Source organism: Serratia sp. FGI94 (assembly GCF_000330865.1).
GTDB lineage: Bacteria > Pseudomonadota > Gammaproteobacteria > Enterobacterales > Enterobacteriaceae > Serratia_B > Serratia_B rubidaea.
On the sequence record NC_020064.1, the window covers coordinates 2,930,446 to 2,955,264 of the forward strand.

Here is a 24,819-nt window from a genome sequence, read left to right on the forward strand (position 1 = left end):
GACATTATTCTTTTAAATAGTATCTCGATAATCAATACCGATAGCATTCGGTATTTCCATAAGGTGCATGGCACAAGGAGCGTTAAATGGTAGTGCATTGCCAAATTTCCAATTCCTGCTGCTATTACCTGATTTTTTCAACGCAACGTTAATATTATTTAACCCTTAAAAAGAGTAAATAAACTATGGCTATTGATATGTTCCTGAAAGTTGAAGGCGCCAGCGGTGAATCTAAAGATTCCAACCACAAAGGCTGGACCGACATCACTTCTTTCTCCTGGGGCGCGTCCCAGCCGGGCAACATGAGCGTGGGCGGCGGCGGCGGTGCCGGTAAAGTGTGCTTTAACGACCTGCACGTTAACGCGCTGGTTGATAAATCCACCCCGGCTCTGCTGAAGCACTGCTCCAGCGGTAAGCACCTGACCAAAATCGAACTGTCCGTCTGTAAAGCCGGCGGTACTCAGGTTGAGTATGTAAAAATCACCCTGGACGACGTACTGGTTACCGCTGTGCAGTACACCGGTTCAGGCGGTGAAGACACCGTTGGCGTAACCTACTCCTTCCAGGCTGCTAAAGTTAAACAGCAGTACTGGGAGCAGAGCGATAAAGGTGGTAAAGGCGCAGAAAGCAGCGCAGGTTGGAACATCAAAGAAAACCGCGAAGCTTAATCTGTCCCCCCCGGCTGCGGCCGGGGGTTTATAGTCATAGGGATATGATGATTATGAATAATTTAAGACCCACATTTTCTGCTGCCTGGAATGCCGCGGCAAATATATACAACCCTAAAAGTCCGGCAGAACATGTCGCAAGGATCATTGGCGGCAGAGTGGCTGCCAATATTTATCCTAATGGGAGATGGGAAAATACTTGTGCTATTCGCATGAGCTATATACTTAATAAGACTGGCTTTCCTGTCCCATTTATTAAAGATAAAACGGTTTCTGGCGCAGATCGTCAATGGTACTTGTATCGGGTTAAAGATCTCATTGCATATTTAACACGCACATGGGGTTCAGCCGATCTCTCCGTCGCCTTTCCACCGCCAAACAGCAGTGAGTTAACGGGAAAGAAAGGTATTATTCTTTTTGATATTTCAGGTTGGAGCGATGCCAACGGGCACGCCACATTATGGAATGGCAACGGTAGTTGCTACGATTACTGCTACTTTAACGAACCGGGTGCCCGCTATACGACTAACCATGCAAAATTCTGGATGCTAAAATGAAAAAAACAATGGCATTTTCACTGTTTCTAGTTGCAGGTTACACCATGGCTCAAAGCAGCATGGCAGACTGGCCCCCTCAGGCAGCACACCGTAGTTATTTACAGAATTATAAAGATATTGCACTGACATACTGTATCTCTGTTGCCTATAAAAAATCACCTGAAGCCAGTAAAGACGCTATTGCCTCATCAGGCGGTATTGACGCCTGGTCCGACTATATTATTCGTGATGAGGCATCCCCCATTATTGCCTTAACGAAAGAGTATCTGGCGAAGAACTACCATGCCAAAGATGGCAAAAGTTCGCTAAACCTGATGAAATGCATGGATATGTACCACGGTAAGGAGTTGGATCGGTTGGCCAAAGAGTATGTAGAAAGGCCTTCCGCCAACTGGGTACAGGACAACCCTGAGAGTATCAAACCATAAGCAGGGTAACGCGGTGAGATCGCCAACAACACGAAAAATAACAAGAACTCTGTCACTGAGTTTGCTTTGCTGCCTGCTACCCTATGCCGCACATGCAGTAGATAACACAGCCATGACCCACTCAATTGAAGGTCAATGGCAAGTCAACCAGGTAAATATTAATAACGATGCCACACACACACTTAGCTATCAGCTTAACGATCCGCGACTGGTCGGTAGAGTCATTACTATTAGCAATAATAAAATCCAAACAAACTTGCCAGAAGGCAGTAACTGTCTCACCCCAAAACTTGCTGAAAAGACAATCAGCCTTGACCAATATATTACCGACACGATGGGTGGCAAACACACCATCACGGCTAAAAGCTATGAATTAAACGAGGATGGTAACAAGCATGTTTTGGCCCAAGAAATAACTTGTGCTTCAGGCTCATTCGGCCCTGCCGACAACGCCATGAATGCCCGCATTGCCTTACTCAACGAAAATAAATTACTGGTCAATTGGTATGATGGTTCGTTATTGCAACTTAACCGGTTGCCTGCAAGCCCCAAACCCGTTGCCTCATTCGAGTGCTCTAATGCTAAAAGCAACGTTGAGAAAGTGATATGTTCGGATTTTAATTTAGCTGCTTATGATAAAAGTGTTGCTCGAGCTTGGTTACTGGCTAAAAAACAATCCAATAATATCGGTGATAAAAACTTATCTACATCATTGATGAAATCACAAAAATCATGGTTACAGCAAAGAGATAAGTGCATGAATGACAAAAAGTGTCTGACTGATGCAATGTCGACTCGTATTGACTCACTTTCATCATATTGGTAAGGATAAATATAACGTCTGAGCATTTTGTTATGAAAACAAAAATAAAAGATTTTCTATTTATCTGTTTTTTATTTTCTTCAGGTGCATCATTTGCAAATGATATGAAAATAGAAAATCTGCCACAAAATAAAATCTATGACAATTGGCTAATCAGTCGTTGCATCGGTGAATTTACTGACTCAGAAAGCACCCGGCGGGATGCATTCCGCTCTGCCAGTGCTTATCTTGAATTCAGTCAACTACCGATCGAGGCCTTTGACAGCAGCGAAGTGCTGATACATCAGCACCTGCAAAAAAAGAGTAGCGGTTCAGTGCCCGGAAGCTATAACACATTAGCCTGTCTTTCATTACCAGCATCAGAACAAGCCAAAAATATTTTCAAGAAATACGCAGTCATCAGTGAATAAAACAAACGCTTTACGGTGGCGGCCAGCATGGAAAGTAACAACGTAAAACATGGAAAAGATAGTTATGAAAAATAATAAATTATCGTTTCTTGGCTGCCTTAGCCTGGCCTGTTTCTTCACCTCTTTATCTGTCTATGCTGCACCGCGATCTTACCACGGTGATGCAGTGAGCTATCTGAAGAACTACGCTATCAGCGTTTGTATTGCCAAAGGCTATTCGGCAACAGAGGTTAAAAATGACGCGACCGCAGCGGCAAGAGGCTATAGTGAGTTTGGCGAATACTCACTTGAGGCACATAGCGCGGTGCGCAATCTGGCTCAACAGTTTCTTGCCAGACATTACGACAGCATGTCCGGTGAACCGATGACGCTAGCCAAGTGCATTGACCTCTATCATAGCCGGGAACTTGATAGCATCATCGAAAAGTATAAAGATAAAAAATAATGTGATACTAGATAATAAATAATCATGATGGAATTATTCCCAACAAGGATATAGCAACATGCAATATAAAACAAAAAAAGATGTGGAAAATGCCATTAATGAATTAAGAAGAAAATCACTTTTATATTCTAGACTATACCTATACACAGTAGAATCCAAAGCTAATTTCGCATTAGAAATTGATCGTTTAATTATTACTGCAGAACAAGAAATTCGAAACCACTGTATTTCTTATCATGGTGCATTCACCATGATCAATGAGGAGATATCATTCTTAGACAACCAAACCTTCCAAATAGACATGGGAAGAATGAAGTTTTACATGGCGATAGAAAAACAAAAAACTGACAGACTAGTTAATTTAATTATGAAGGAAGTTGGTTTTTTAAGCGGCATAAGTCAGGTTATTGCTGGTGCCGGTGCTTGTACAGCTTCAGCAGGCTTAGCCTGTGCGGGTTTTGGTACCCCCTTGATATTACATGGAGCTAATAACATTTATGAAAATGGCTATTACCTTTTATTTACCAAAGAGAAAGTTGGCACAGTAAAAAGCGCCTACCATTTCGCTGCCAATACATTAGGATACAGTAACAATACTGCAGATAAAATTTATGGTTCTGTCGATCTTGTACTCTCTGGTTATGGCATGGCTCGACAGATTGTAAGACCTGACTCTTGGAGACTTTATAGATATATCAACAGTGATTATATCCGTGGTTGGCAGCAAATGGGTATGGCAGGTTTGGCACTGGAGGGAATATCTGACGCTTCAACAATATTCGGTATATATAAGATAGGGAATAACGGGGAAAATAATGAACAATGATGTCACTCTATCCACATACTCATACGGATTGGTATTTAGCTATTACCTTATATCCTTAGGATCAGTCGCTGCACTTTATTTACTTAAGAAAATCTCAACACGACGACATAGTTATTTACTATTTGTAATAAATGCATTCACGGTAGTAGCAATTGGTTCTCTGCAATTCTCGATATTTTCTTACGGAATAGAATTCATAAATTTATTCTACCAGACTGATTTAAATAATTACAATATAATTCGATTCGGTGGGTTGTTTTTTGTTTTCATCTATTTATTTCTTCTACCACGCAACACATATTACAAAAAACCAAAGAATGAAAGTAAAAACCAACATAAAAACAAAAAACAAGGTTAACAATGAGCATGCCACTATCGACTTACCCTTACTCCTACGGATTCCCTGTTAGCTATTTTTTGATATCCATTGCGGTACTGCTGGGGCTCTACTTTTTACGTAAAAAAACCATACGCCTGCACTGGTTTCCGTTATTTACTGCGCACTTTGGCGTGACAGTCGTCTGCATCGTGCTGCAAACCGCCATTTGCCTTGACGGTGAAGCTATCTTTGACCGCATTTACCCGGCTATCGACTTCCCCGATTACCCTGAAGTCTGGTACGGCAGCATATTTTTTATAGTCGCTTATTTTCTGTTATTGCCGCCCGTCACTAACTTTGAAGACGCGTCCGAGACACCGCCGTCAGAACGGCAATAAACCTTTTATCCATCACTACCCGCAGCCATGGGCGTGAAAACAGTTTGCATCAAACCTAATCAGCAGGAATGCCTTATGCGATTTTCTATTGTAAAAAACAAAAATGGCCAAAACCCGCCGCAAAGCAGTTGCGACTTCCTGCCGCCGGGCGGCACCATCGGCCGCAGCGTAGACAATAACCTGGTTCTGCCGGATGAAGAGCGTGCAATTTCCCGCCTGCAGGCCATTGTGCATATTTCCGCTGACGGCGAGTGCCGCATCACCAACCGCGGCAACGTCACCCGCGTCCTGCTTAACGATATTCCGCTGGAGCGCGGCCGTCAGGTGGAGCTGCAGGATGGCGATATCCTCGGTATCGATGACTACCAGATCCAGGTCAACGACCTGAATCAACAGGCCGCGCCGGTTCAACAACCGGCAGCGCAGCCGGTCGCCCAAGCGCCGGTCGCCGATGCCGCGCCGGCCGCCAAGGCAAACGGCGCCGCGCCGATCCCTAACGAAATCTGGGATAGCCTGGTGGAAGAGTTCACGCCAATTAGCGCCGCCGCGGCCGTACCGCCGAAGGCGGAGCCTGCGCCGCAGCCCGACCATAATCCGCTGCTCGACCGGCCGCAGCGCGAGCTGAACCCCAGCGACCCGCTGGGCCAGTTGGCTGGCGATGTCGATCTGCATCAGCTGCAGCAAAAGCAGACCGACCCGGCCGAACTGTTTAAGACCGACAGCACCTTCGAGCGCGACAATATTCTGACCGACACCACCCCGAGCGCACTGCTGGCGGAAAACCAGCCGAAGCAGGCCAAGCCTGAGGCGTCAAAACGTCCGCAGCCGGCGGTGACGGAGAGCAGCAATAATAAAGACGAAGAGCTGGATCCGCTGGCGCTGTTCGGCGACTCCGGTGCGCCCAGCGCGCCGGGTGCCACAAACAGCAACGATCCGCTGGGGCTGCTGATGGGCGGTGCCGTGCCGCTGACGCAGCCGGAAGCTGCACCGAGCGCAGTCGCGCCGCAAACGCCGGCAGCAACGCCTGAGCCGCCAAAACCGCAGGCTGCGCCACAGCCAAAGATCGAGCCAAAGGCCAAACCGCAACCGCAACCGCAACCGCAACCGCAACCGCAACCGCAACCGCAACCGCAGGTTCAGCCAAAACCGACGCCGAAACCACAGCCGCAGGCTGCCGCACCGCAGGAGCCGCCGCGCCCGGCACCCGAGCCGCTGATACAGCCGGAGGCCACGCCGCATGCCGAACCGCAGCCGCGCTCCCGTCCGAGCAACCGGCTAGGCATCGACCCTGTCGCCTACCAGAACGCCCGCGTCCAGAGCGCGACGGCCGCGCCTAACGGCGACGCGCTGGAAGGCCCGCTGCTCGCCGCGCTGCTGCAGGGCATCGGCCTGGACGATCTGCAGCCGCAGCCGCATTTTGACGAGCAGCAGGTGCGCCAGGTCGGCCGTCTGCTGAGCCTGTTCTCCCAGGGCACCGTCGCCCTGCTCTCTTCACGCTCCATTCTCAAACGCGGCGTGAAGGCGGAGATGACCATGATCCTCGACGAGGCCAACAACCCGTTCAAACTGCTGCCGTCCGGGAAAACCGTGCTGATGCAGATGTTCGGCAGCCAGATGCCGGGCTTTATGCCGCCGGAACAGGCGGTGCGCGATGCGCTTATCGACCTGCAGGCGCACCAGTTGGGGATGATCGCCGGCATTCGCGCCATTATCGCCGCCATGCTGCAGTCCTTTAACCCGGACCGGCTGGAAGAAGAAGCGCGTAAAGAGGGCTCCGCCCCGCGTCTGGCGCTGCCTTCCAACCGCAAAGCGGCGCTGTGGGACTATTTTGTGAAAAATTACCAGCAGACCTCGGGCGAGATCGAAGACGACTTCCATACGCTGTTTGGCGAAGCCTTCCTGCATGCCTATGATGTTGAAGTGAATCAGTACAAAGACTCCCAAACCAAACCGGACGTGTAATGAATATCACCATAGCCTCTACCTCTAATCAGGGCGGCCGCGCCTCAAACCAGGATCAGACCGGCGAAGTGGTTGGCAACCGTGCGGCCTGCTTCGTGGTGTGTGACGGCATCGCCGGTTTTCCCGGCGGCGAAGTCGCCGCCAAACTGGCGCGCGACACCATCCTGGATAATTTCAACGGCGAAAAACATCTGGATGCGCAGAGCATTCGCCAGCATATCTCGCAGGCGAATGCGGCCATCCACCAGCAACAGAGCCAGTCCGAAGAGTACAGCAAAATGGGCACCACGCTGGTCAGCCTGTTTATCGACCGGGATTATCAGTTGGCCTACTGGGCGCACGCCGGCGACAGCCGCCTGTACCTGTTCCGCCGCGGCTACCTGCACGCGGTCACCACCGACCACAGCCTGATCCAGCAAATGCAGGACGCCGGCTACCAGACCAGCGGCATCAACAGCAACCTGCTGTACTTTGCGCTGGGGCTGAATGAAGAACGCGACGCCACCTACAGCGACGTACTGCAGCTGGAAGATGGCGATGTTTTCCTGCTGTGCACCGACGGCTTCTGGCACAGTTTCACCCAGGCCGAACTGGAGCAATCACTGCATATGGTCAACTCCCCCAGCGAGTGGATTGCCCTGATGCAGCAGGCATGGAAGAAAGACAACAACAGCGATAACTACAGCGCTATCGCCGTATGGATTGGTTCCCCGCAAGAGACTACGCTGCTGCATTCGCTGGCGGATGCCGAACGTTTTCTCACGCGAGACTGAACCGCATAACACAGCTAAGGTTAACGATGAAATATTGGATGCCCGGTGTGATTGCCCTGATGGCGGTCCCCGCCGTTCACGCGGCAAATTACCGGCTGGTGTATTCCCCCAGCCAGAAACTCGAAGTCTTTATCGACAACGTCAAAAATAACAAGCCGGAGAGCTGGTGTGCGCCGAGCATTCCGCTGCGTATCGTCTCCGCCGACGCCAAGGACGCCACCGTGCTGGACGGCTTCCTGCCGCGGGTCGGCAGCCTGCTGGCCAAACAGTGCCCCGCCGTCAGCCAGCTGCCGTGGACGCTGACCGACAAGGCCGGTAATCAGCTTGCCGCCGGCGACGCGCTGAAAAACCAACGCTGGAAGCCGCAGGTTAAAACCGCGCCGGCGCCGCAGACGCAGCCGGAAGCACAGCAGGAAACGCCGATGCCGCCGGCCGCGGTCGCCGTCAGCTCGCCGCAGGCCGACGCTACGCCGGCGCAGGTGTTCGAACTGCCGAAAGGCTGCAAGTTCCGCACCTACTGGCAAGACAGCGACGCCGGCAGCGCGATGTTTATTCCTTCCGGCGGCAACCTCACCTGCCAAAGCGACGGCTGGCTGAGCGGCAGCGACAACGTCCAGTTGCAAAGTAACGGCAAGAGCAGTTCGCCGGCCATCAGCTTCCTACAGGGTTACCCGCTGATGAATATTGACGTGGCCGGCAAGACGCTGACCGTAGTCAGCGCCAACCGTCAGCGCATGGTGCTCGCCAACCCGCAGGTGGCCGGCAGCTATCTGGTGCTGCCGTTTGACAGCGTCCAACACGTCTGGTTCTTCAGCGGCACGCTGATCGCCGAGCTCCCTCGCCAGCAGGCCGCCGACGCCGAACGGGTGAAACAGCGCGTCGCCAAGGTACGAGAAACCTGGCAGCCGCTGCTCAAAGCCTATCGCGAACCGCTCAGCGTACGGCTGGTGGATCAGCTGGCCGCCGACCGGGTCGACCCGGCCAGCGGTAGTTATCTGACCGTCCAGAACGCCGCCCACTGATTAAGAGGTATTGTTGTGAAATCATTAACCGACGTATTACAAGGCGGCTCCGTCAGCGCAGCCACCCTGGCGGTGGAAGCCGATATCAAAGCGCGCCCGGCCGACGCCGATCTGCGCGCGGCGCTGGTACAGCTATTGTGCCTGAGCGGCAACTGGCAGCGCGCCAAAGCGCAGCTCAAATCCTGGCAGGCGCTGAAACCAATGGCGCAGCCGACCACCCTGCTGCTGCTGCAGTCGGTCGAGGCCGAACTGCAGCGTCAGGCGGTGTTTGCCGGCCAGGCCGCGCCGGCGCTGCTGAAGCAGGATCAGCCCTGGCTCGGGCTGATGATTCAGGCGCTGCAGCTGGACGCGGCCGGCGACGCCGCACAGGCGCAGGCGCTGCGTGACCAGGCGCTGGAAGACGCGCCGGCCGGCAGCGGCAGCCTGCTGCTGGCGGACGGCGGTGAGGAAAAAACCGTCGCCTTCGACTGGCTGACCGACGGCGACGGTCGCCTCGGCCCGGTATGCGAGCTGGCGCTCAACGGCACCTATTACTGGCTGCCGTTCTCCGCCATCGCCGAGATCCAGTTCCAGGCGCCGCAAAGCGCCATCGATCTGGTGTGGAGCCATGCGCTGGTGCGCCTGACCGACGGCCGCGAACAGGTGTGCCAACTGCCGGCGCGCTATCCATTGGCGGCAGACAGCGACGACGCTCTGCTGCTCGGCAAACGCACCGAATGGCAGCCGCTTGGCGACAGCCTGCACTACCTCGGCTACGGCCTGAAAACCTGGCTGAGCGACAGCGACGAGTTTCCGCTGCACAGCCTGCGTCAGCTGAGCTTCGATCAGGACGCCTGAGATGAACGACAAGCACCTATGGGGCAATCATAACGGCGACGATCTGCGCCGGCAGGGATACCGTCAGCGTCAGGACAGCGAACGTCTGACCTCACGCGACAAGATACAGCCGGTGCTGCTCGACCTGCTGACCGACGACGAACCGCATAAAAAGCAGGAAGCGCAGGTCCGCAATCTGGTCTCGCACAGCGAACTACGGCGGCGCGTGCTGCGCGATCTGCAGTGGTTGTTTAACTGCGTCAACAGCGAAGCGAATCTCGACCTCGGCGATTTTCCTCAGGTGCGCCGCTCCACGGTGAATTACGGCGTCGCCTCGCTGGCGGGCAAACGGATGTCGGACATCGAATGGCAGGATGTTCAGCGCGTGCTGACCGAGTCGATCCTGAATTTTGAGCCGCGCATACTGCCCGAAGGCCTGCAGGTGCGCTGCATTTCCGACACCGGCTCACTGGAACTGCACAACGTGTTATCGATTGAAATCAAGGGCCGCCTGTGGTGCGTGCCCTATCCGCTGGAGTTTCTGTTCAGAACCGACGTCGACCTGGAAAACGGCCACTTCGATCTGAAAGACATAGGGTAAGGCGATGGACAGTAAACTGTTAGAGTATTACAACCGCGAACTGGCCTATCTGCGCGAGATGGGCGCGGAATTCGCCGAGCAGTACCCGAAGGTCGCCGGGCGTCTGGGCATGCGCGGCATCGACGTGGCGGATCCCTATATTGAGCGGCTGATGGAGGGCTTCGCCTTCCTGACCTCGCGCGTACAGCTGAAGATGGACGCGGAATTTCCGCGTTTCTCCCAGCGGCTGCTGGAAATTATCTATCCGAACTACCTGTCGCCCACGCCGTCGATGGCGATAGCCGAGCTGCAGCCGGACAGCAGCAAAGGCGACATCAGCAACGGTTTTACCGTTCCGCGCGGCACCATGATGGACAGCCAGACGCTGAAGAAGAACGGCATCACCTGCAGCTACACCACCGCCCACGACGTCACGCTGCAGCCGGTGCGGCTGAAAAGCGTGGAGCTGGGCGGCATTCCGGCCGATATTCCGTTCTCCTCCCTCGGGCTGCAAAACCGCGGCTGCGTCAGCGCGCTGCGCATCCGGCTCGAGTGCTACGACAGCGTTACGCTGAACAGTCTGGATCTCGACAACCTGATGTTCTACCTCTCCGGGCCGGACATGCAGGCGCAGCAGCTGCTGGAACTGCTGATGCAGCACAGCGTCGGCATGCTGTGCCAGACGGTGGAGCCGCAGCCGCAGCGGCGCGTGCTGGCGGATGACGCGCTGCGTCAGGAGGGCTTTGCCCCGGAACAGGCGCTGCTGCCGAACGACCTGCGCAACTTCGACGGCTACCGCCTGCTGCAGGAATACTTCGCCTTCCCGGCGCGCTTCCAGTTCTTCAGCATCAGCGGCCTGCAGCCGCTGCTGCGCAGCGTGCGCGAAAGCAAAAAAACGCTGCGTCAGTTTGAGATCGTGGTGCTGCTGGACCGGCACGACGCCGCGCTGGAGCGGGTGATCGACGTCAGCCACCTGGCGCTGCACTGCACGCCGGTGATCAACCTGTTCCCGAAAGTGGCCGAACGCATCACCCTTAACGAAAAAAATCATGAATACCACCTGGTGGTCGATAATATCCGTCCGTTGGATTATGAGGTGTTCTCGGTGCAACGGCTGGGCGGCAGCGCCAGCGAAAAACGCTACGAACAGGAGTTCCGGCCGTTTTACAGCACGCTGAGCGAAGATGACGGCAACTACGGCGCCTACTTCTCGCTGCGGCGCGAACAGCGCACCCTCTCCTCCCACGCCCGGCGCTACGGCACCCGCACCGGCTATGTCGGTTCCGAAGTGTTCGTCTCGCTGGTGGATGAGCGCCAGTCGCCCTGGCACAGCGATCTGAAATACCTGACGGCCGACGTGCTGTGCACCAGCCGCGATCTGCCGCTGATGCTGATGCAGCAGGATCAGGGCAACTTTGTGATGCCGGACTCCATCCCGATCAAGCGGGTGTTCCTGCGTAAAGGGCCGACGCCGCCGCGCCCGGCGCTGGCGGAAGGCATGATCACCTGGCGGCTGATCAGCCAGCTGCAGCTTAACTACCTGAGCCTGATGGACGGCGATCCGGAACAGGGCGCGGCCAGCCTGCGTCAGCTGCTCGGCCTGTACGGCAACCTGAGCGAGCCGGCGATCGCCAAACAGATCCAGGGCGTGCGCAGCTGCAACCTGCGGCCGGTGTACCGCCGGGTGCCGGAGCCGGGGCCGATCGTGTTCGCCCGCGGCATCGCCATCGATCTCACCGTCGACGATCAGGCGTTCTCCGGCAACAGCCCTTATCTGCTCGGCAGCGTGCTGGAACGGCTGTTCTCACGGCTGGTGGCGATGAATACCTTTACCGAAATGACGCTGTCCAGCCAGCAGCGCGGTGAAATCGCCCACTGGCAGGCGCGCATGGGCAAAAGGACGCTAATATGAGTGAAAGCGTAACCGAACTGCCGGCCAGCGATGCGCCGCAGATCAACGCGCTGCACCGCCTGCCGGACGACTTCTGGCTGCGGCTGCGCGCCGCGCCTTACCGTTACGATCTGTTCCAGCTGCTGCGGCGGCTGGACGCCCAGGGCGGCCAGGCCTATCTGTTGGGACGCGCCCCGCTGCCGCGCCATGAGATGCTGCGCCTGGGGCAGGAGCCGTCGCTCTCATTCGCGCCGTCGACGCTGGCCAAGGTCACGCCGCGCAGCGGCAGCCCGCTGCATGACGTGTCGATTCTGAGCTTCGGCCTGTTCGGCCCCAACGGCCCGCTGCCGCTGCACCTGACCGAGTACGCGCGCGAACGGATTTATCACCATCAGGACAGCACCCTGACGGCCTTCGCCAACCTGTTTCATCACCGCCTGACGCTGCTGTTCTACCGCGCCTGGGCCGATGCGCAGCCGACGGTGTCGCTCGACCGGCCCGACAACGGCAGCTTTAACGATTATCTGTCGAGCCTGATCGGCAACGGCCAGCCGGCGCAGCGCCAGCGCGACAGCATCAACGCGCACGCCAAGCATTTTATGGCCGGTCATCTGATTCGCCACAGCCGCGACCCGGAAGGCCTGAGCAAGATTTTACGCGGCTATTTCCAGGTGCCGGTGCGCATCGTGGAGAACGTGCCGCACTGGCTGCGGGTTGACCCGCGCGAACAGGCGCGGCTGAAAGGCGGACGCGGCGCCCCGCGCCTGGGGGAATCGGCGTTTCTCGGCGTGGCGGTGCGCGACGTGCAGCACAAGTTCCGCATCGAACTCGGCCCGATGTCGCAGCAGGAGTATGACCGTTTCCTGCCCGGCGCCGAGCTGTGCGAGCAGCTGCGCGACTGGGTGCGCCAGTATCTGGGCATTGAATTTGTCTGGGAGGTCAAGCTGATTCTGGCGAAGGAACAGCTGATCGGCACCCAGCTTGGCGGCGCACAGCGGCTGGGACTCAGCAGCTGGATGGCCGCCGAACGGCGTCAGCACGACGCCGGCGATCTGATCTTCAGCCCGGAACCGCTGGAAGATATTTAACGGGGCGCGCGACACCGCGCCCGCCAATTACATCGATATGTTTAAAACGCAGGCAGGACTGCCCTGCCCCTACGAGGAAAACCATGTCAGAAATCAGCCGCTCGGTACTCTTTGGCAAACTGGATAGCCTGCTTTTCACCTCCCTGGAAAGCGCCACGGCTTTTTGTAAGCTGCGTGGCAACCCTTATGTTGAACTGGCGCACTGGCTGCATCAGCTGATGCAGGCGCAGGATGGCGATCTGCAGCAGATTATCCGCCACTTCGCCCTCGATGAAGACCAGCTGACGCGCGATATCGTCGACGCCCTGGACCGCCTGCCGCGCGGCGCCAGCGCCATCTCCGACCTGTCCGAGCATATCGACAGCGCGGTAGAGCGCGCCTGGGTCTACGGCTCGCTGAAGTTCGGCGCGCACGCCATCCGCGGCGGCCATTTACTGCTGGGGATCCTGAAAACCTACAGCCTGCGCCATCTGCTAAAGGCGATTTCCGGCCAGTTCGATCGCATCAACGCCGATCTGCTGATGGATCAGTTTGCCGCCATTGTCGGCAGCTCGTCGGAAAACGACCTGGCGCCAAGCGCCGCCGGCGAGCCGGCCTCCGCGGCCGTGCCCGGCCAGTCCGGTGGCAGCGTGCTGGCGCAGTACGCGCAGGACATGACGGCGCGCGCGCGCAGCGGCGAGATCGACCCGGTCAGCGGCCGTGACGAAGAGATCCGCCAGATTATCGATATTCTGATGCGCCGCCGGCAGAACAACCCGCTGCTGACCGGCGAGGCCGGCGTGGGTAAAACCGCCGTGGTGGAAGGCCTGGCGCTGCGCATCGTCGCCGGCGACGTGCCGCCGCAGCTGCGCGACGTGCAGCTGTACCTGCTGGATATCGGCATGCTGCAGGCCGGCGCCGGCATGAAGGGCGAGTTTGAAAAACGCCTGCAGACGGTGATTGATGAAGTACAGTCCAGCCCGACGCCGATCATTCTGTTTATCGATGAAATTCATACGCTGATCGGCGCCGGCGGCGCACAGGGCACCGGCGACGCCGCCAACCTGCTGAAGCCGGCGCTGGCGCGCGGCCAGTTGCGCACCATCGGCGCCACCACCTGGGCGGAATATAAGAAATATATCGAGAAAGACCCGGCGCTGACCCGCCGCTTCCAGGTGGTGCAGGTACATGAGCCGGACGAAGAAAAAGCGCTGCTGATGCTGCGCAGCACCGTCAGCCCGTTGGAACAGCACCACCGCGTGCTGCTGCTCGACGAGGCGGTCGACGCCGCAGTGCGCCTCTCCCACCGCTATATTCCTGCGCGTCAGCTGCCGGATAAGGCGGTGGCGCTGCTGGACACCGCCTGCGCCCGCGTTGCGGTCAGCCAGCATGCCGAACCGGCGCAGGTGGAAGACTGCCGCCACCGCATCGACGCGCTGCAGATTGAGCTGGATATCGCCCGCCGTGAAACCAAGGTCGGCATCGGCGATCCGCAGCGCCCGGCGGCGATTGAAGCGCAGCTGAGCGAGCTGCAGCAACAGCTGACGCAGCTGAGCGAACGCTGGCAGGAAGAGCTGGGGCTGATTGGACAGATCATCGACCTGCGCGCCCAGCTGCACCAGCAGGACGCAGAGTCGGCCGACGACGCCGCGCCGGAGGACGGGGAACAGGCGCCAGAGGAACGCGCCGAGAGCGCGGAGCCGGCTGAAGCCGCAGAGCCGGCGCCGTCGGCGGATGAACTGCGCGCTCAGCTGGCCGGACTGCAGCAGCAGCTGGCCGCGCTGCAGGGCGAAACGCCGCTGATCTTCGCCGCGGTGGACGCCAATATCGTCGCCGCCGTGGTCGCCGACTGGACCGGCATCCCGCTGGGCCGCATGGTGAAGAATGAAATCGAGGCGGTGCTGCAGCTGTCCGATACCCTGAACGAACGGGTGATCGGCCAGCGTCACGCACTGGACCTGATCGCCCGTCGCGTGCGCACCTCGCGCGCCCGGCTGGACGACCCGAACAAACCGGTGGGCGTTTTCCTGCTGGCCGGCCCGTCCGGCGTCGGCAAGACCGAAACCGCGCTGGCGCTGGCGGAAACGCTGTACGGCGGCGAGCAGAACGTCATCACCATCAACATGAGCGAGTTCCAGGAATCGCACACCGTATCGACGCTGAAGGGCGCGCCTCCGGGCTATGTCGGCTACGGCGAGGGCGGCGTGCTGACCGAGGCGGTGCGCCGCCGTCCTTACAGCGTGGTGCTGCTGGACGAAATTGAAAAAGCGCACCCGGACGTGCACGAAATCTTCTTCCAGGTGTTCGACAAAGGCTGGATGGAGGACGGCGAAGGCCGCCATATTGATTTCCGCAACACCATCATTATTCTGACCTCCAACGTCGGCACCGATTTAATCGCCGGCCTGTGCAGCGACCCGGACCTGATGCCGGAGCCGGAAGCCCTGAGCGGCGCGCTGCGCCAGCCGCTGCTGGAGGTGTTCCCGGCGGCGCTGCTCGGTCGTCTGCTGGTGGTGCCTTACTACCCGCTGACCGACGCCACGCTGGGCAACATCGTGCGTCTGCAGCTGGGCCGCGTCCAGCGCCGACTGACGGAAAACCACGACATTACCACCACCTTCGACGACGCGGTGATCGAGCAAATCGTCAGCCGCTGCACCGAGGTGGAATCCGGCGGGCGTATGGTCGACGCCATCCTGACCAACACCCTGCTGCCGCAAATCAGCCATACCCTGCTGTCGGCCAGCGCCAACGACCAGCGTTACCGCCAGCTGCATATCGCGCTGCAAAACAACGAGTTTATTTGTCAATTTCAGGCTTAACGCCCCGGCCGCTGCGGCGGCCAGTTGATCACAGAGAGTAGTCATTATGTCCGGAAACGGGATCAAAAAACCGAACTCAAACAGTCTGCCGCTCGGCTATCGGTTCAACGAGTTCGAGATCAAGGAAGTGATCGGCGAAGGCGGCTTCGGCATCGTCTATCGCGCCTACGACCACCAGCTTGAACGCACCATCGCCATTAAAGAGTACATGCCGACCCAGTTGGCCAAACGCAATGACGATCTGACCCTCAGCCTGCGCGGTGAACGTTTCAGCAAAACCTTCCAGGCCGGCCTGAACAGCTTTATCCAGGAGGCGCGACTGCTGGCCCGTTTCTCTCATCCGGGGCTGCTGCACGTGCTGCGCTTCTGGGAAGAGAACGGCACGGCCTACATGGGCACCCAGTTCTACAGCGGCACCACGCTGAAAAACTTCCGCCTGCAACAGCCGGCGATGATTGACGAAGCGTGGATCCGCCGGCTGCTGCCGCCGCTGTTCAGCGCGATCGACACCATCCATCAGGAAGGCTACCTGCACCGCGACATCTCGCTGGATAACATCCAGATCCAGGAGAACCAGCTGCCGGTGCTGCTGGACTTCGGCTCGGCGCGTAAAGAGATCGGCAACCTGTCCGACGAAACGGAAATCATGCTGAAGCCGGGCTTTGCCCCCATTGAGCAATACACCGAAAACAGCGACGGTGAACAGGGGCCGTGGACGGATATCTATGCGCTCGGCGCGGTGCTGCATACCCTGATCGTCGGCAACCCGCCGCCGGTCAGCGTGGTGCGCAGCATTGAAGACACCTACCAGCCGCTGAGCGAACGCCGCCCAGCGGGCTACTCGCTGGAGCTGCTGCGCGTCATCGACCAGACGCTGGCGCTGAAGCCGGAAGAGCGGCCGCAAACCATCGATGAGATGGCCGCGCTGCTGCACCTGCCGGTGGCCGACGAGGCCGAAATCATCAGCACGCCGGCCGCAGCGCCGGAAAACCTGCTGGTCGCCAACAACCCGGCGGCCAGCGCGGCGGCCGCCGGCAGTGTGACCGCCCGCAGCATGAAATTCTCCCGCCCGATGATGATCGGCGCGGGCGTCGCCGCGCTGCTGGTGATCGGCGCCATCTCCTGGCTCAGCAGCTCCTCGGACGACGCTCCGAGCGCCGTGGCGGACAGCGGCGCGCCGGCCGATAAAACGCTGTCGCCGCAGCAGAGCGCCCCGCAGGTGGACAGCGCCGCACAGGAAGCCGCGCCGCCGCCTGCGCCGGTGGCGATGGTTTACTTCCCGCTGCGTCCGGGTGAAAAAGTGACGCTGGACGGCAAGGTCCAGACGCTGCAGCCAAGCACCAACGGCTTCGCCAGCCTGGATCTGGCGCCGGGCACCTATCAGCTGGAAATCCGTCGTAACGACGACCAGCTGCGCCGCCAGCAGCTGACGATCAAACATGCCGGCACCTGGCTGGTAACGCCGGCCGACGCCGGTTAATCAATCCCCCTATTCCGGCGCCGTCTGACGGCGTCGTTTTATCTCTACGCGATTGACATCACTGCCCCGGTTCAACGAGGAGTGTCTCTCAACAAGGATGTTGCTATGTTAGACCGCATTACAGCCTATACGCCACTTGGCCCTGAACAACTGCTGTTTCGCTCGCTGGAGGGCACCGAAGCCCTGTCTGCGCCGTTTGATTTCCGCATCGAACTGCTCAGCACCGACGCCCGCCTGGACCGCAAGGCGCTGCTCGGCCAACCGCTGACCCTGGAGATCCCAATCCCGGGCCTGCTGCGCCCGCCCCGCTATCTCAACGGCAAGATCACCGCCATCGCCGTCAGCAGCGAAGAGATCAGCGGCACCCGCTATTCGGTGTATACCCTGCGCGTACAGCCCGACCTGTGGCCGATGCTCAAGGATCGCAACTTCCGCATCTTCCAGGAGCAGACCGTCCCGCAAATCGTCAAGGCCCTGCTGGCCGAACAGAACATTCAGCTGGAAGACCAACTGACCGGCGCCTATCGCCAGTGGGGTTACTGCGTGCAGTACGGTGAATCCATCTTTAACTTCATCAGCCGCCTGATGGAGCTGGAAGGCATTTACTACTACTTCAAGCACGAGCAGGACAAACACACCATGGTGCTGGCGGATAACCCGCACCATCATCGGCCGTTCCCCGGCTATGAGACCATCCCGTACCACGTCACGCCGTCCGGCGGCGTCACCAATGAGGAAGGCATCAGCCAGTGGACGCTGGCCGATCGGGTGACCCCCGGCATCTACAGCGTCGACGACTACGACTTCCGCAAACCCAACGCCTGGCTGTTCCAGGCGCGGCAGAACCCGGTTTCGCCGGCCCCCGGCCAGATTGACGTCTATGACTGGCCCGGCCGCTACACCGAGCATCAGCAGGGCGAGTTCTACGCCCGCGTGCGGCAGGAGTCCTGGCAGGCCGAACATCAGCAGTTTACCGGTACCGCCACCGCGCTGGGCATCGCGCCCGGCTGCACCTTTACGCTGGCTAAAGCGCCCTATATGTCCGATAACGGCGAATACCTGACGCTCTCCGCCCGCTATACCCTGCGCGAAAACAGCTACGCCAGCGGCGATACGCAGGGCAGCGTGCACCGCATCGAGTTCACCGTCATCCCGGCCAACGTGCCTTTCCGCCCGGCGCAGAGCACCTCCTGGCCGAAAACCCACGGCCCGCAGACCGCCCGCGTGGTCGGCCCGCAGGGCGAGTCGATCTGGACCGACAAATACGGCCGCATCAAGGTGAAGTTCCACTGGGACCGACTGGCCAAGGGCGACGACACCAGCTCCTGCTGGGTGCGCGTCTCCAGCGCCTGGGCCGGCCAGGGCTTCGGCGGCGTGCAGATCCCGCGCGTCAACGACGAGGTGGTGATCGACTTTATCAACGGCGATCCGGACCGGCCGATCGTCATCGGCCGCGTGTATAACGAAGCCAGCATGCCGCCATGGGCGCTGCCGGCCGCCGCCACCCAGATGGGCTTTATGAGCCGTTCCAAGGACGGCACGCCGGACAACGCCAACGCCCTGCGCTTCGAGGACAAGGCCGGCTCCGAGCAGGTGTGGATCCAGGCCGAGCGCAATATGGACACCAACGTCAAGAATGATGAGAGCCATACCATCGATAACGACCACGCCCATCTGGTGGGCGGCAACCAGTTCAAACGGGTGGTGCTCAATCAGACCTCCGGCGTCAAAGGTGATGCCTCCGCACTGACCGGCAAAACACGCAGCGACGCCGTGGTTAACGCCTTTACCCTAGGCTCCGGCAAATCGCTGCGCCTAGAGTGTGGCGAAAGTGTGATCGAGCTGCTGGCGAACGGCCAAATCAATATCACCGGCACCAGCTTCAACCTCACGGTGAAAGGAGATGGAGAGATCAATACCGGCGGTCAGCTGAATCTCAACCAGTCCGGAGGTGCCGCGCGCGCCGTAGCACCGGGTAGCGGCCATCAGGCTGAGATCCAGAGTGCCGTCGATCAGCTGTTTCCGAACGAGAAGAAGAGTGTTGCGCAGGGAAAGCCGGTTAACGCCGCCCCTCGGGTGACGGTAACGGCACCGGCATCTATCACGCAAAATACCCAGTCGATAACAAAACCCGGCAGGATTGATAATCGGGTTGTTAAATCGGTCATGGCCTCTGAAGGGAGCACTGGTGAACAAGGTGGACGGCATGAGTTATACGGATTCAGAAAAGGAAATGGCAATGCCTATGACAAGATCCTTGCTGCCCGTAACCAATATGGTCAAGGTAGCGCAGAAGAGTTTGAGGAAGTATCCAAAGCAATGAGCGCATCGGCAAAATCTGCGGGGGCATTGAACTTTACCGATCCTGGAAAACAAGGGGCAATAACCTCATTGGCACATATGCGTGGCTCATCTGGCGCACAAGCGATCCTGAACTCCATGGAATCCGGACGAATAGTTAAGGCTGATACCTTAACACCAGAGGCAATATCCAAAATTAAAAGCATGTCGTCGAAAGACTTTCAGGATAATTTACTTAAAGCTAGGGTAGCATACGATAGAGCAATATATGGGAATACCATCACGACACAGGGTGGTAAACAGTACAACTGGTGGGCTCGTTATGGGAATGGCCTTCAAAAACGGTATGCCCGGGAAGCAGAAGAATTTTTAAAATTATCAAACGAGTGATTTATGTTAAAAAAAATCTTATTACCTACATTAGTTGTTGCTTCTTTGCTTTGCTCCATTGGATCCACATTAGCGGCAGATTTGTTACGGTATAACAGAATTAACACAGTAAGCGAGATTATTAACGATAAAGCGGTCACTGACAACCTCAAAAGTATACTGGGTCAAGACTATGAAAATTACATCAATAACTTTGATGTGTTCGGTGAACCTCATTCAACCTCGGGTGGTGGATTATTTGTTGAAGGTTGGCTGAAAGATCTTTACCTAGAAAATGCCTCTGCTCTGGTCATCAATCCCGATGGAAGAATTTATGCTGCCTGGGTTGTACCTGATTCTGATATTATAAATTACAAATCATCTGATAAAGATGCTCACATTAATAATGACATCCAGCATTGGGCTGCACGCTTCAAAGACATGCATTTTGCCGCAGGCAACGAAATAAATAAGATGAGGACTGAAAAAGAATATTTTGATACTCAGTCATTCTCTATCAAGCTCACGACTATTTGTGCCAAGAAAGGCGACTGTAACGATGCAACTTACCATGGAGAGCGTAAAAAAGATGGCGCCACTTTAACTTTACAGGGAAAAGTGACACGAACTGATTGCAATACAACCCCATGCCCAATCATTAGTTATGAATTTAAAAACGCATCGATAACTTACATGCTCAGTAAAGTTGATAACACCCTGACAGTCATAAAAAATGGTAAGATATTAATGAATCAAAAAGGAACGTGGGTGAAATAGCAAATCTCGTAGATGACGAGAATAGAGTTAGCCCCCTGCCCACACCGTTTGATTTCCGCGTCAAACTGCTGAGCACTGTGAAGCCATAATAAATACTAAAGGCATGATCAAAGGTAGAGATTACGAAGTCATTGACATCATTGCAGGAAAGAAACTATGATTAGCGTGGAAAAAATAGACTCTAGCCCTTGGGATTTCACCTTTTACAAAAGTGATGCCGGCGATTATATTATAAAAGTCATGTTCTCCGAAGGAGTTTACAAGATAGATGTTGGTCGATACTATTACCTGGCAAATGAAATAGACTCTTCAGAAATAAATCACAGCACTTTGATTGAGTTGGCAAATAAAATAAGAAGCGATCCATTTAATTATAATGACAAAGAGATAGCACCAGAGGAAATAAGAGTAATCCAAGCGTGAAACTCATGTAATTATCGATGATAACTCTGGGTGCTCCGACCGATGCCGGTTAATCAAGGTCAATACCGAGATCATTAAACGGCACTATTTATATCGGTGCAAGCCCATTTACCGAATATTCAACGTCGAAGGTGGTTGCATACAACAGCCCAATAAAGAATAAACACATAGAGTACAATAGAGTGAATAACAACACCGCTTTAGACTATATAGATCGGGCACTTCGTTTAGCTAAAAAACGGCACCTGCACATCTCACAGGTGAAAGGGGGTGAAGATCTCAAACCTATGTACAATTCCATTGTTCAACAACTCACCTACCTCCGTCAGGTTATCATCGGTGAAGAAAAGAACAAAGCTAAACTTTGGGAATTGACTTTTGGCATGTATGCAACCAAGGAGTTTGAAGCAACAGATCCTATTTTTGAAGATAGACTGGGAGATGCCTTCTATATCGCATCTCAAATTAGAAAAGGACTTAAAGTGAAACTCCCTCATCAGGTAGACCCTGATTTCATTGTAAAACAAGAACAGCTTAAAGCTACTTACCCCGACGATTTTGAAGACTAAACTGATTATCACGAAAACAGCGGGCACTTCGGTTATAATTCCCTAATAATTTCGAAGACTAACCCAATAGAATCATTAAGATTGATAGTATAGTGTCTATGACCGCCATTGATTATATAAATGCAGCGCTAGCCGCAGTAAAGGAAAGGCAAAAAAAACTGCCTAACTTCCCTTTATACATATCCTCCCAAAACCAAATTGAATATATAAAGGCAATATTGGAAGGTAAAGAGAAGGATAAGAGTGAACTTCATAGCCTCGCTTTAGGAAGTTACGCTTCTAAAGAATTCGAGACCACAGACCCTGAACTATCCCAACACTTATCCAATGTAAATTACATCGCATCCCAAATGGCTTCGGGTCTTAAAGTAATACTTCCTCACGAAGAGAATCCTGAGTATATAAAGCGACAAAAAAGATACAAAAAGTAATATGATTGAAAGTTAATTTTCTAACTTTTATTATTGTGAAAGCTGCACAGGCCTACCCTGCTGCGCGAATATTAACACCTCCATCAGAGCATCGCGTAACTTGCAACGCATGCTACCAAATCATCTTGAACAGACAAATGATATTGAACTTGAAATACTAACAGAGTTAACTCAATCCCCCAATTCCGGCGCCGTCAGACGGCACCGTTTTATCTCTACGCGATTGACATCACTGCCCCGCTCCAAGGCTTACGCCGTAACGAGGAGTGTCACTCACCAAGGATGTTTCTATGTTAGACCGCATCACAGCTTATACGCCGCTTGGCCCTGAACAACTGCTGTTTCGCTCGCTGGAGGGCACCGAAGCCCTGTCCACGCCGTTTGATTTCCGCATCGAACTGCTCAGCACCGACGCCCGCCTGGACCGCAAGGCGCTGCTCGGCCAGCCGCTGACCCTGGAGATCCCCATCCCGGGACTGCTGCGCCCGCCCCGCTATCTCAACGGCAAAATCACCGCCATCGCCGTCAGCAGCGAAGAGATCAGCGGCACCCGTTATTCGGTGTATACCCTGCGCGTACAGCCCGACCTGTGGCCGATGCTCAAGGATCGCAACTTCCGCATCTTCCAGGAGCAGACCGTCCCGCAAATCGTCAAGGCCCTGCTGGCCGAACAGAACATTCAGCTGGAAGACCAGCTGACCGGCGACTATCGCCAGTGGGGCTACTGCGTACAGTACGGTGAATCCACCTTTAACTTCATCAGCCGCCTGATGGAGCTGGAAGGCATTTACTACTACTTCAAGCACGAGCAGGACAAACACACCATGGTGCTGGCGGATAACCCGCACCATCACCGGCCGTTCCCCGGTTATGAGATCATTCCCTACCACGTCACGCCGTCCGGCGGCACTACCAGTGAAGAAGGCATCAGCCAGTGGACACTGGCCGATCGGGTGACCCCCGGCATCTACAGCGTCGACGATTACGACTTCCGCAAACCCAACGCCTGGCTGTTCCAGGCGCGGCAGAACCCGGTTTCGCCGGCCCCCGGCCAGATTGACGTCTATGACTGGCCCGGCCGCTACACCGAGCATCAGCAGGGCGAGTTCTACGCCCGCGTGCGGCAGGAGTCCTGGCAGGCCGAACATCAGCAGTTTACCGGTACCGCCACCGCGCTGGGCATCGCGCCCGGCTGCACCTTTACGCTGGCTAAAGCGCCCTATATGTCCGATAACGGCGAATACCTGACGCTCTCCGCCCGCTATACCCTGCGCGAAAACAGCTACGCCAGCGGCGATACGCAGGGCAGCGTGCACCGCATCGAGTTCACCGTCATCCCGGCCAACGTGCCTTTCCGCCCGGCGCAGAGCACCTCCTGGCCGAAAACCCACGGCCCGCAGACCGCCCGCGTGGTCGGCCCGCAGGGCGAGTCGATCTGGACCGACAAATACGGCCGCATCAAGGTGAAGTTCCACTGGGACCGGCTGGCCAAGGGCGACGACACCAGCTCCTGCTGGGTGCGCGTCTCCAGCGCCTGGGCCGGCCAGGGCTTCGGCGGCGTGCAGATCCCGCGCGTCAACGACGAGGTGGTGATCGACTTTATCAACGGCGATCCGGACCGGCCGATCGTCATCGGCCGCGTGTATAACGAAGCCAGCATGCCGCCATGGGCGCTGCCGGCCGCCGCCACCCAGATGGGCTTTATGAGCCGTTCCAAGGACGGCACGCCGGACAACGCCAACGCCCTGCGCTTCGAGGACAAGGCCGGCTCCGAGCAGGTGTGGATCCAGGCCGAGCGCAATATGGACACCAACGTCAAAAATGATGAGAGCCACTCCGTTGGCGGCCATCACAACTTTATCGTCACCAAAAACCACGAAAGCCAGGTTAACGGCGAATACCGCCAGTCAACCCAGTACAACCGCAGCGAGCTGGTGGGCGGCGACTATGCGATGAAGACGCAGCAGCAAATCATGCTCAGCTCCGGCGAGGGCATCACGCTGGTGAGCGGCGACAGCAAGCTGACGCTCAACCCGAACGGCACCGTCTCGATTCAGTGCACCCAGTTTGAAATCAACGCCAGCGCGCAGGGCGAAATCAACACCGGCGGCACGCTGGATCTCAACGTCAAGAAACCGGCCAAAGGCGCAACGCCGAAGCCGACCCCGGCGGAGATCACGCAGGAAGTCGCTAAAGTGTTCAAAGGCTCCTCGGAGGGCAACGCATGACGCAGCAAACCCGCTATGCCCTGTCCGAAGGCACCCTGACGCTGCCGGAGGCGGTGCAGGACACCAGCGTGACCATCCTCAAACTGCCGCAGGCGCGCGCCACGCTGGTGGTCACCCGCGCCTATGACGTCAAACCGGGCCAGGAGGAAGCCTACCTGCAGCAGCAGCTGGCCAAGGTCAAACGCGATATGAAGAAATTCAGCGCCCGCGCCGTGGAGGACAGCAGCTTCGGCCCGCTGCCGGCACGGGCGGTCAGCGTGCGCTTTGAAAACCAGGGCATCGCCATCGAACAGCAACTGCTGGTGGTGCGCCTGGAAAGCCACCTGCTGGTGCTGACCTTCAGCACCAGCGCCGGCTTTGCCGCCGACGCGCAGGCCACCTGGGAACAGATCCGCCAGGGATTTATTCCGGCCGGCAACGCAGCGGAGGCGTAA

24 protein-coding genes are annotated in these 24,819 nt (G+C 56.4%); all 24 read left to right on the forward strand.

Translation table 11 applies throughout. From position 1 onward, the window contains the following. Positions 1-185: 185 nt before the first annotated feature. The 24 genes from D781_RS13335 (at position 186) to D781_RS13435 (ending at position 24,819) form a co-directional block, all read left to right on the forward strand. Positions 186-668 (forward strand): type VI secretion system tube protein Hcp, encoded by a 483-nt coding sequence (locus D781_RS13335; RefSeq protein WP_015672867.1) that lies wholly within the window; start codon positions 186-188, stop codon positions 666-668. A gap of 53 nt (positions 669-721) precedes the next feature. After that, positions 722-1,225: a type VI secretion system amidase effector protein Tae4 gene (locus tag D781_RS22825; RefSeq protein ID WP_015672868.1), complete on the forward strand. Its 504-nt coding sequence runs from the start codon at positions 722-724 to the stop codon at positions 1,223-1,225. Further along, entirely contained in the window at positions 1,222-1,653 is a 432-nt protein-coding gene (locus tag D781_RS13340) for a T6SS amidase immunity protein Tai4 family protein (RefSeq protein WP_015672869.1), read from the forward strand. The genes D781_RS22825 and D781_RS13340 overlap by 4 nt, the downstream gene beginning before the upstream one ends. A 13-nt stretch (positions 1,654-1,666) precedes the next feature. Further along, a complete protein-coding gene (locus D781_RS23680) occupies positions 1,667-2,479 on the forward strand; it encodes a lysozyme inhibitor LprI family protein (protein ID WP_015672870.1) in 813 nt (270 codons plus the stop codon). 29 nt (positions 2,480-2,508) lie between these two features. Then, complete coding sequence (locus D781_RS22835) at positions 2,509-2,886, forward strand: T6SS amidase immunity protein Tai4 family protein (protein WP_015672871.1); 378 nt, start codon at positions 2,509-2,511, stop codon at positions 2,884-2,886. Positions 2,887-2,950: 64 nt separating this feature from the next. After that, positions 2,951-3,331 (forward strand): T6SS amidase immunity protein Tai4 family protein, encoded by a 381-nt coding sequence (locus D781_RS13345; RefSeq protein WP_015672872.1) that lies wholly within the window; start codon positions 2,951-2,953, stop codon positions 3,329-3,331. A gap of 58 nt (positions 3,332-3,389) precedes the next feature. Beyond that, entirely contained in the window at positions 3,390-4,157 is a 768-nt protein-coding gene (locus D781_RS13350; RefSeq protein ID WP_015672873.1) for a DUF4225 domain-containing protein, read from the forward strand. Between the two features lie 360 nt (positions 4,158-4,517). Beyond that, on the forward strand, positions 4,518-4,874 hold the full coding sequence (locus D781_RS13355; protein WP_015672874.1) for a hypothetical protein: 357 nt from the start codon (positions 4,518-4,520) through the stop codon (positions 4,872-4,874). Positions 4,875-4,949: 75 nt separating this feature from the next. Next, positions 4,950-6,836: a type VI secretion system-associated FHA domain protein TagH gene (gene tagH / locus D781_RS13360; RefSeq protein WP_015672875.1), complete on the forward strand. Its 1,887-nt coding sequence runs from the start codon at positions 4,950-4,952 to the stop codon at positions 6,834-6,836. Continuing rightward, positions 6,836-7,609: a protein phosphatase 2C domain-containing protein gene (locus tag D781_RS13365; protein ID WP_015672876.1), complete on the forward strand. Its 774-nt coding sequence runs from the start codon at positions 6,836-6,838 to the stop codon at positions 7,607-7,609. Before tagH ends, D781_RS13365 begins: the two co-directional genes overlap by 1 nt. Positions 7,610-7,635: 26 nt before the next feature. After that, positions 7,636-8,631 (forward strand): hypothetical protein, encoded by a 996-nt coding sequence (locus D781_RS13370; protein WP_015672877.1) that lies wholly within the window; start codon positions 7,636-7,638, stop codon positions 8,629-8,631. Between the two features lie 15 nt (positions 8,632-8,646). Continuing rightward, a complete protein-coding gene (locus D781_RS13375; RefSeq protein ID WP_015672878.1) occupies positions 8,647-9,468 on the forward strand; it encodes a type VI secretion system accessory protein TagJ in 822 nt (273 codons plus the stop codon). 1 nt (position 9,469) lies between these two features. Beyond that, positions 9,470-10,048, forward strand: a complete 579-nt coding sequence (locus D781_RS13380) for a GPW/gp25 family protein (RefSeq protein WP_015672879.1) — start codon at positions 9,470-9,472, stop codon at positions 10,046-10,048. A gap of 4 nt (positions 10,049-10,052) precedes the next feature. Next, the gene (gene tssF, locus D781_RS13385) at positions 10,053-11,939 is read left to right on the forward strand and encodes a type VI secretion system baseplate subunit TssF (RefSeq protein ID WP_015672880.1); all 1,887 of its coding nucleotides are present in this window, start codon (positions 10,053-10,055) and stop codon (positions 11,937-11,939) included. Continuing rightward, positions 11,936-13,006 carry a type VI secretion system baseplate subunit TssG gene (gene tssG, locus D781_RS13390; RefSeq protein WP_015672881.1) on the forward strand — a complete coding sequence of 357 codons (1,071 nt, stop codon included), beginning with the start codon at positions 11,936-11,938 and terminating at the stop codon, positions 13,004-13,006. Before tssF ends, tssG begins: the two co-directional genes overlap by 4 nt. A gap of 83 nt (positions 13,007-13,089) precedes the next feature. Further along, the gene (tssH, locus tag D781_RS13395) at positions 13,090-15,807 is read left to right on the forward strand and encodes a type VI secretion system ATPase TssH (RefSeq protein WP_015672882.1); all 2,718 of its coding nucleotides are present in this window, start codon (positions 13,090-13,092) and stop codon (positions 15,805-15,807) included. Between the two features lie 46 nt (positions 15,808-15,853). Further along, complete coding sequence (locus tag D781_RS13400) at positions 15,854-17,287, forward strand: serine/threonine-protein kinase (RefSeq protein ID WP_015672883.1); 1,434 nt, start codon at positions 15,854-15,856, stop codon at positions 17,285-17,287. 105 nt (positions 17,288-17,392) lie between these two features. Continuing rightward, entirely contained in the window at positions 17,393-19,978 is a 2,586-nt protein-coding gene (locus D781_RS13405) for a type VI secretion system tip protein VgrG (RefSeq protein ID WP_015672884.1), read from the forward strand. A gap of 3 nt (positions 19,979-19,981) precedes the next feature. Continuing rightward, positions 19,982-20,734 carry a hypothetical protein gene (locus D781_RS13410; protein WP_015672885.1) on the forward strand — a complete coding sequence of 251 codons (753 nt, stop codon included), beginning with the start codon at positions 19,982-19,984 and terminating at the stop codon, positions 20,732-20,734. A gap of 156 nt (positions 20,735-20,890) precedes the next feature. Continuing rightward, complete coding sequence (locus D781_RS13415; RefSeq protein WP_015672886.1) at positions 20,891-21,157, forward strand: hypothetical protein; 267 nt, start codon at positions 20,891-20,893, stop codon at positions 21,155-21,157. A gap of 182 nt (positions 21,158-21,339) precedes the next feature. Beyond that, positions 21,340-21,726: an immunity protein Tsi6 family protein gene (locus tag D781_RS22840; RefSeq protein ID WP_071823889.1), complete on the forward strand. Its 387-nt coding sequence runs from the start codon at positions 21,340-21,342 to the stop codon at positions 21,724-21,726. A gap of 98 nt (positions 21,727-21,824) precedes the next feature. After that, entirely contained in the window at positions 21,825-22,157 is a 333-nt protein-coding gene (locus D781_RS13425) for an immunity protein Tsi6 family protein (protein WP_015672888.1), read from the forward strand. 290 nt (positions 22,158-22,447) lie between these two features. After that, positions 22,448-24,385: a type VI secretion system tip protein TssI/VgrG gene (tssI, locus tag D781_RS13430; protein ID WP_015672889.1), complete on the forward strand. Its 1,938-nt coding sequence runs from the start codon at positions 22,448-22,450 to the stop codon at positions 24,383-24,385. After that, on the forward strand, positions 24,382-24,819 hold the full coding sequence (locus D781_RS13435) for a DcrB-related protein (protein ID WP_015672890.1): 438 nt from the start codon (positions 24,382-24,384) through the stop codon (positions 24,817-24,819). The genes tssI and D781_RS13435 overlap by 4 nt, the downstream gene beginning before the upstream one ends.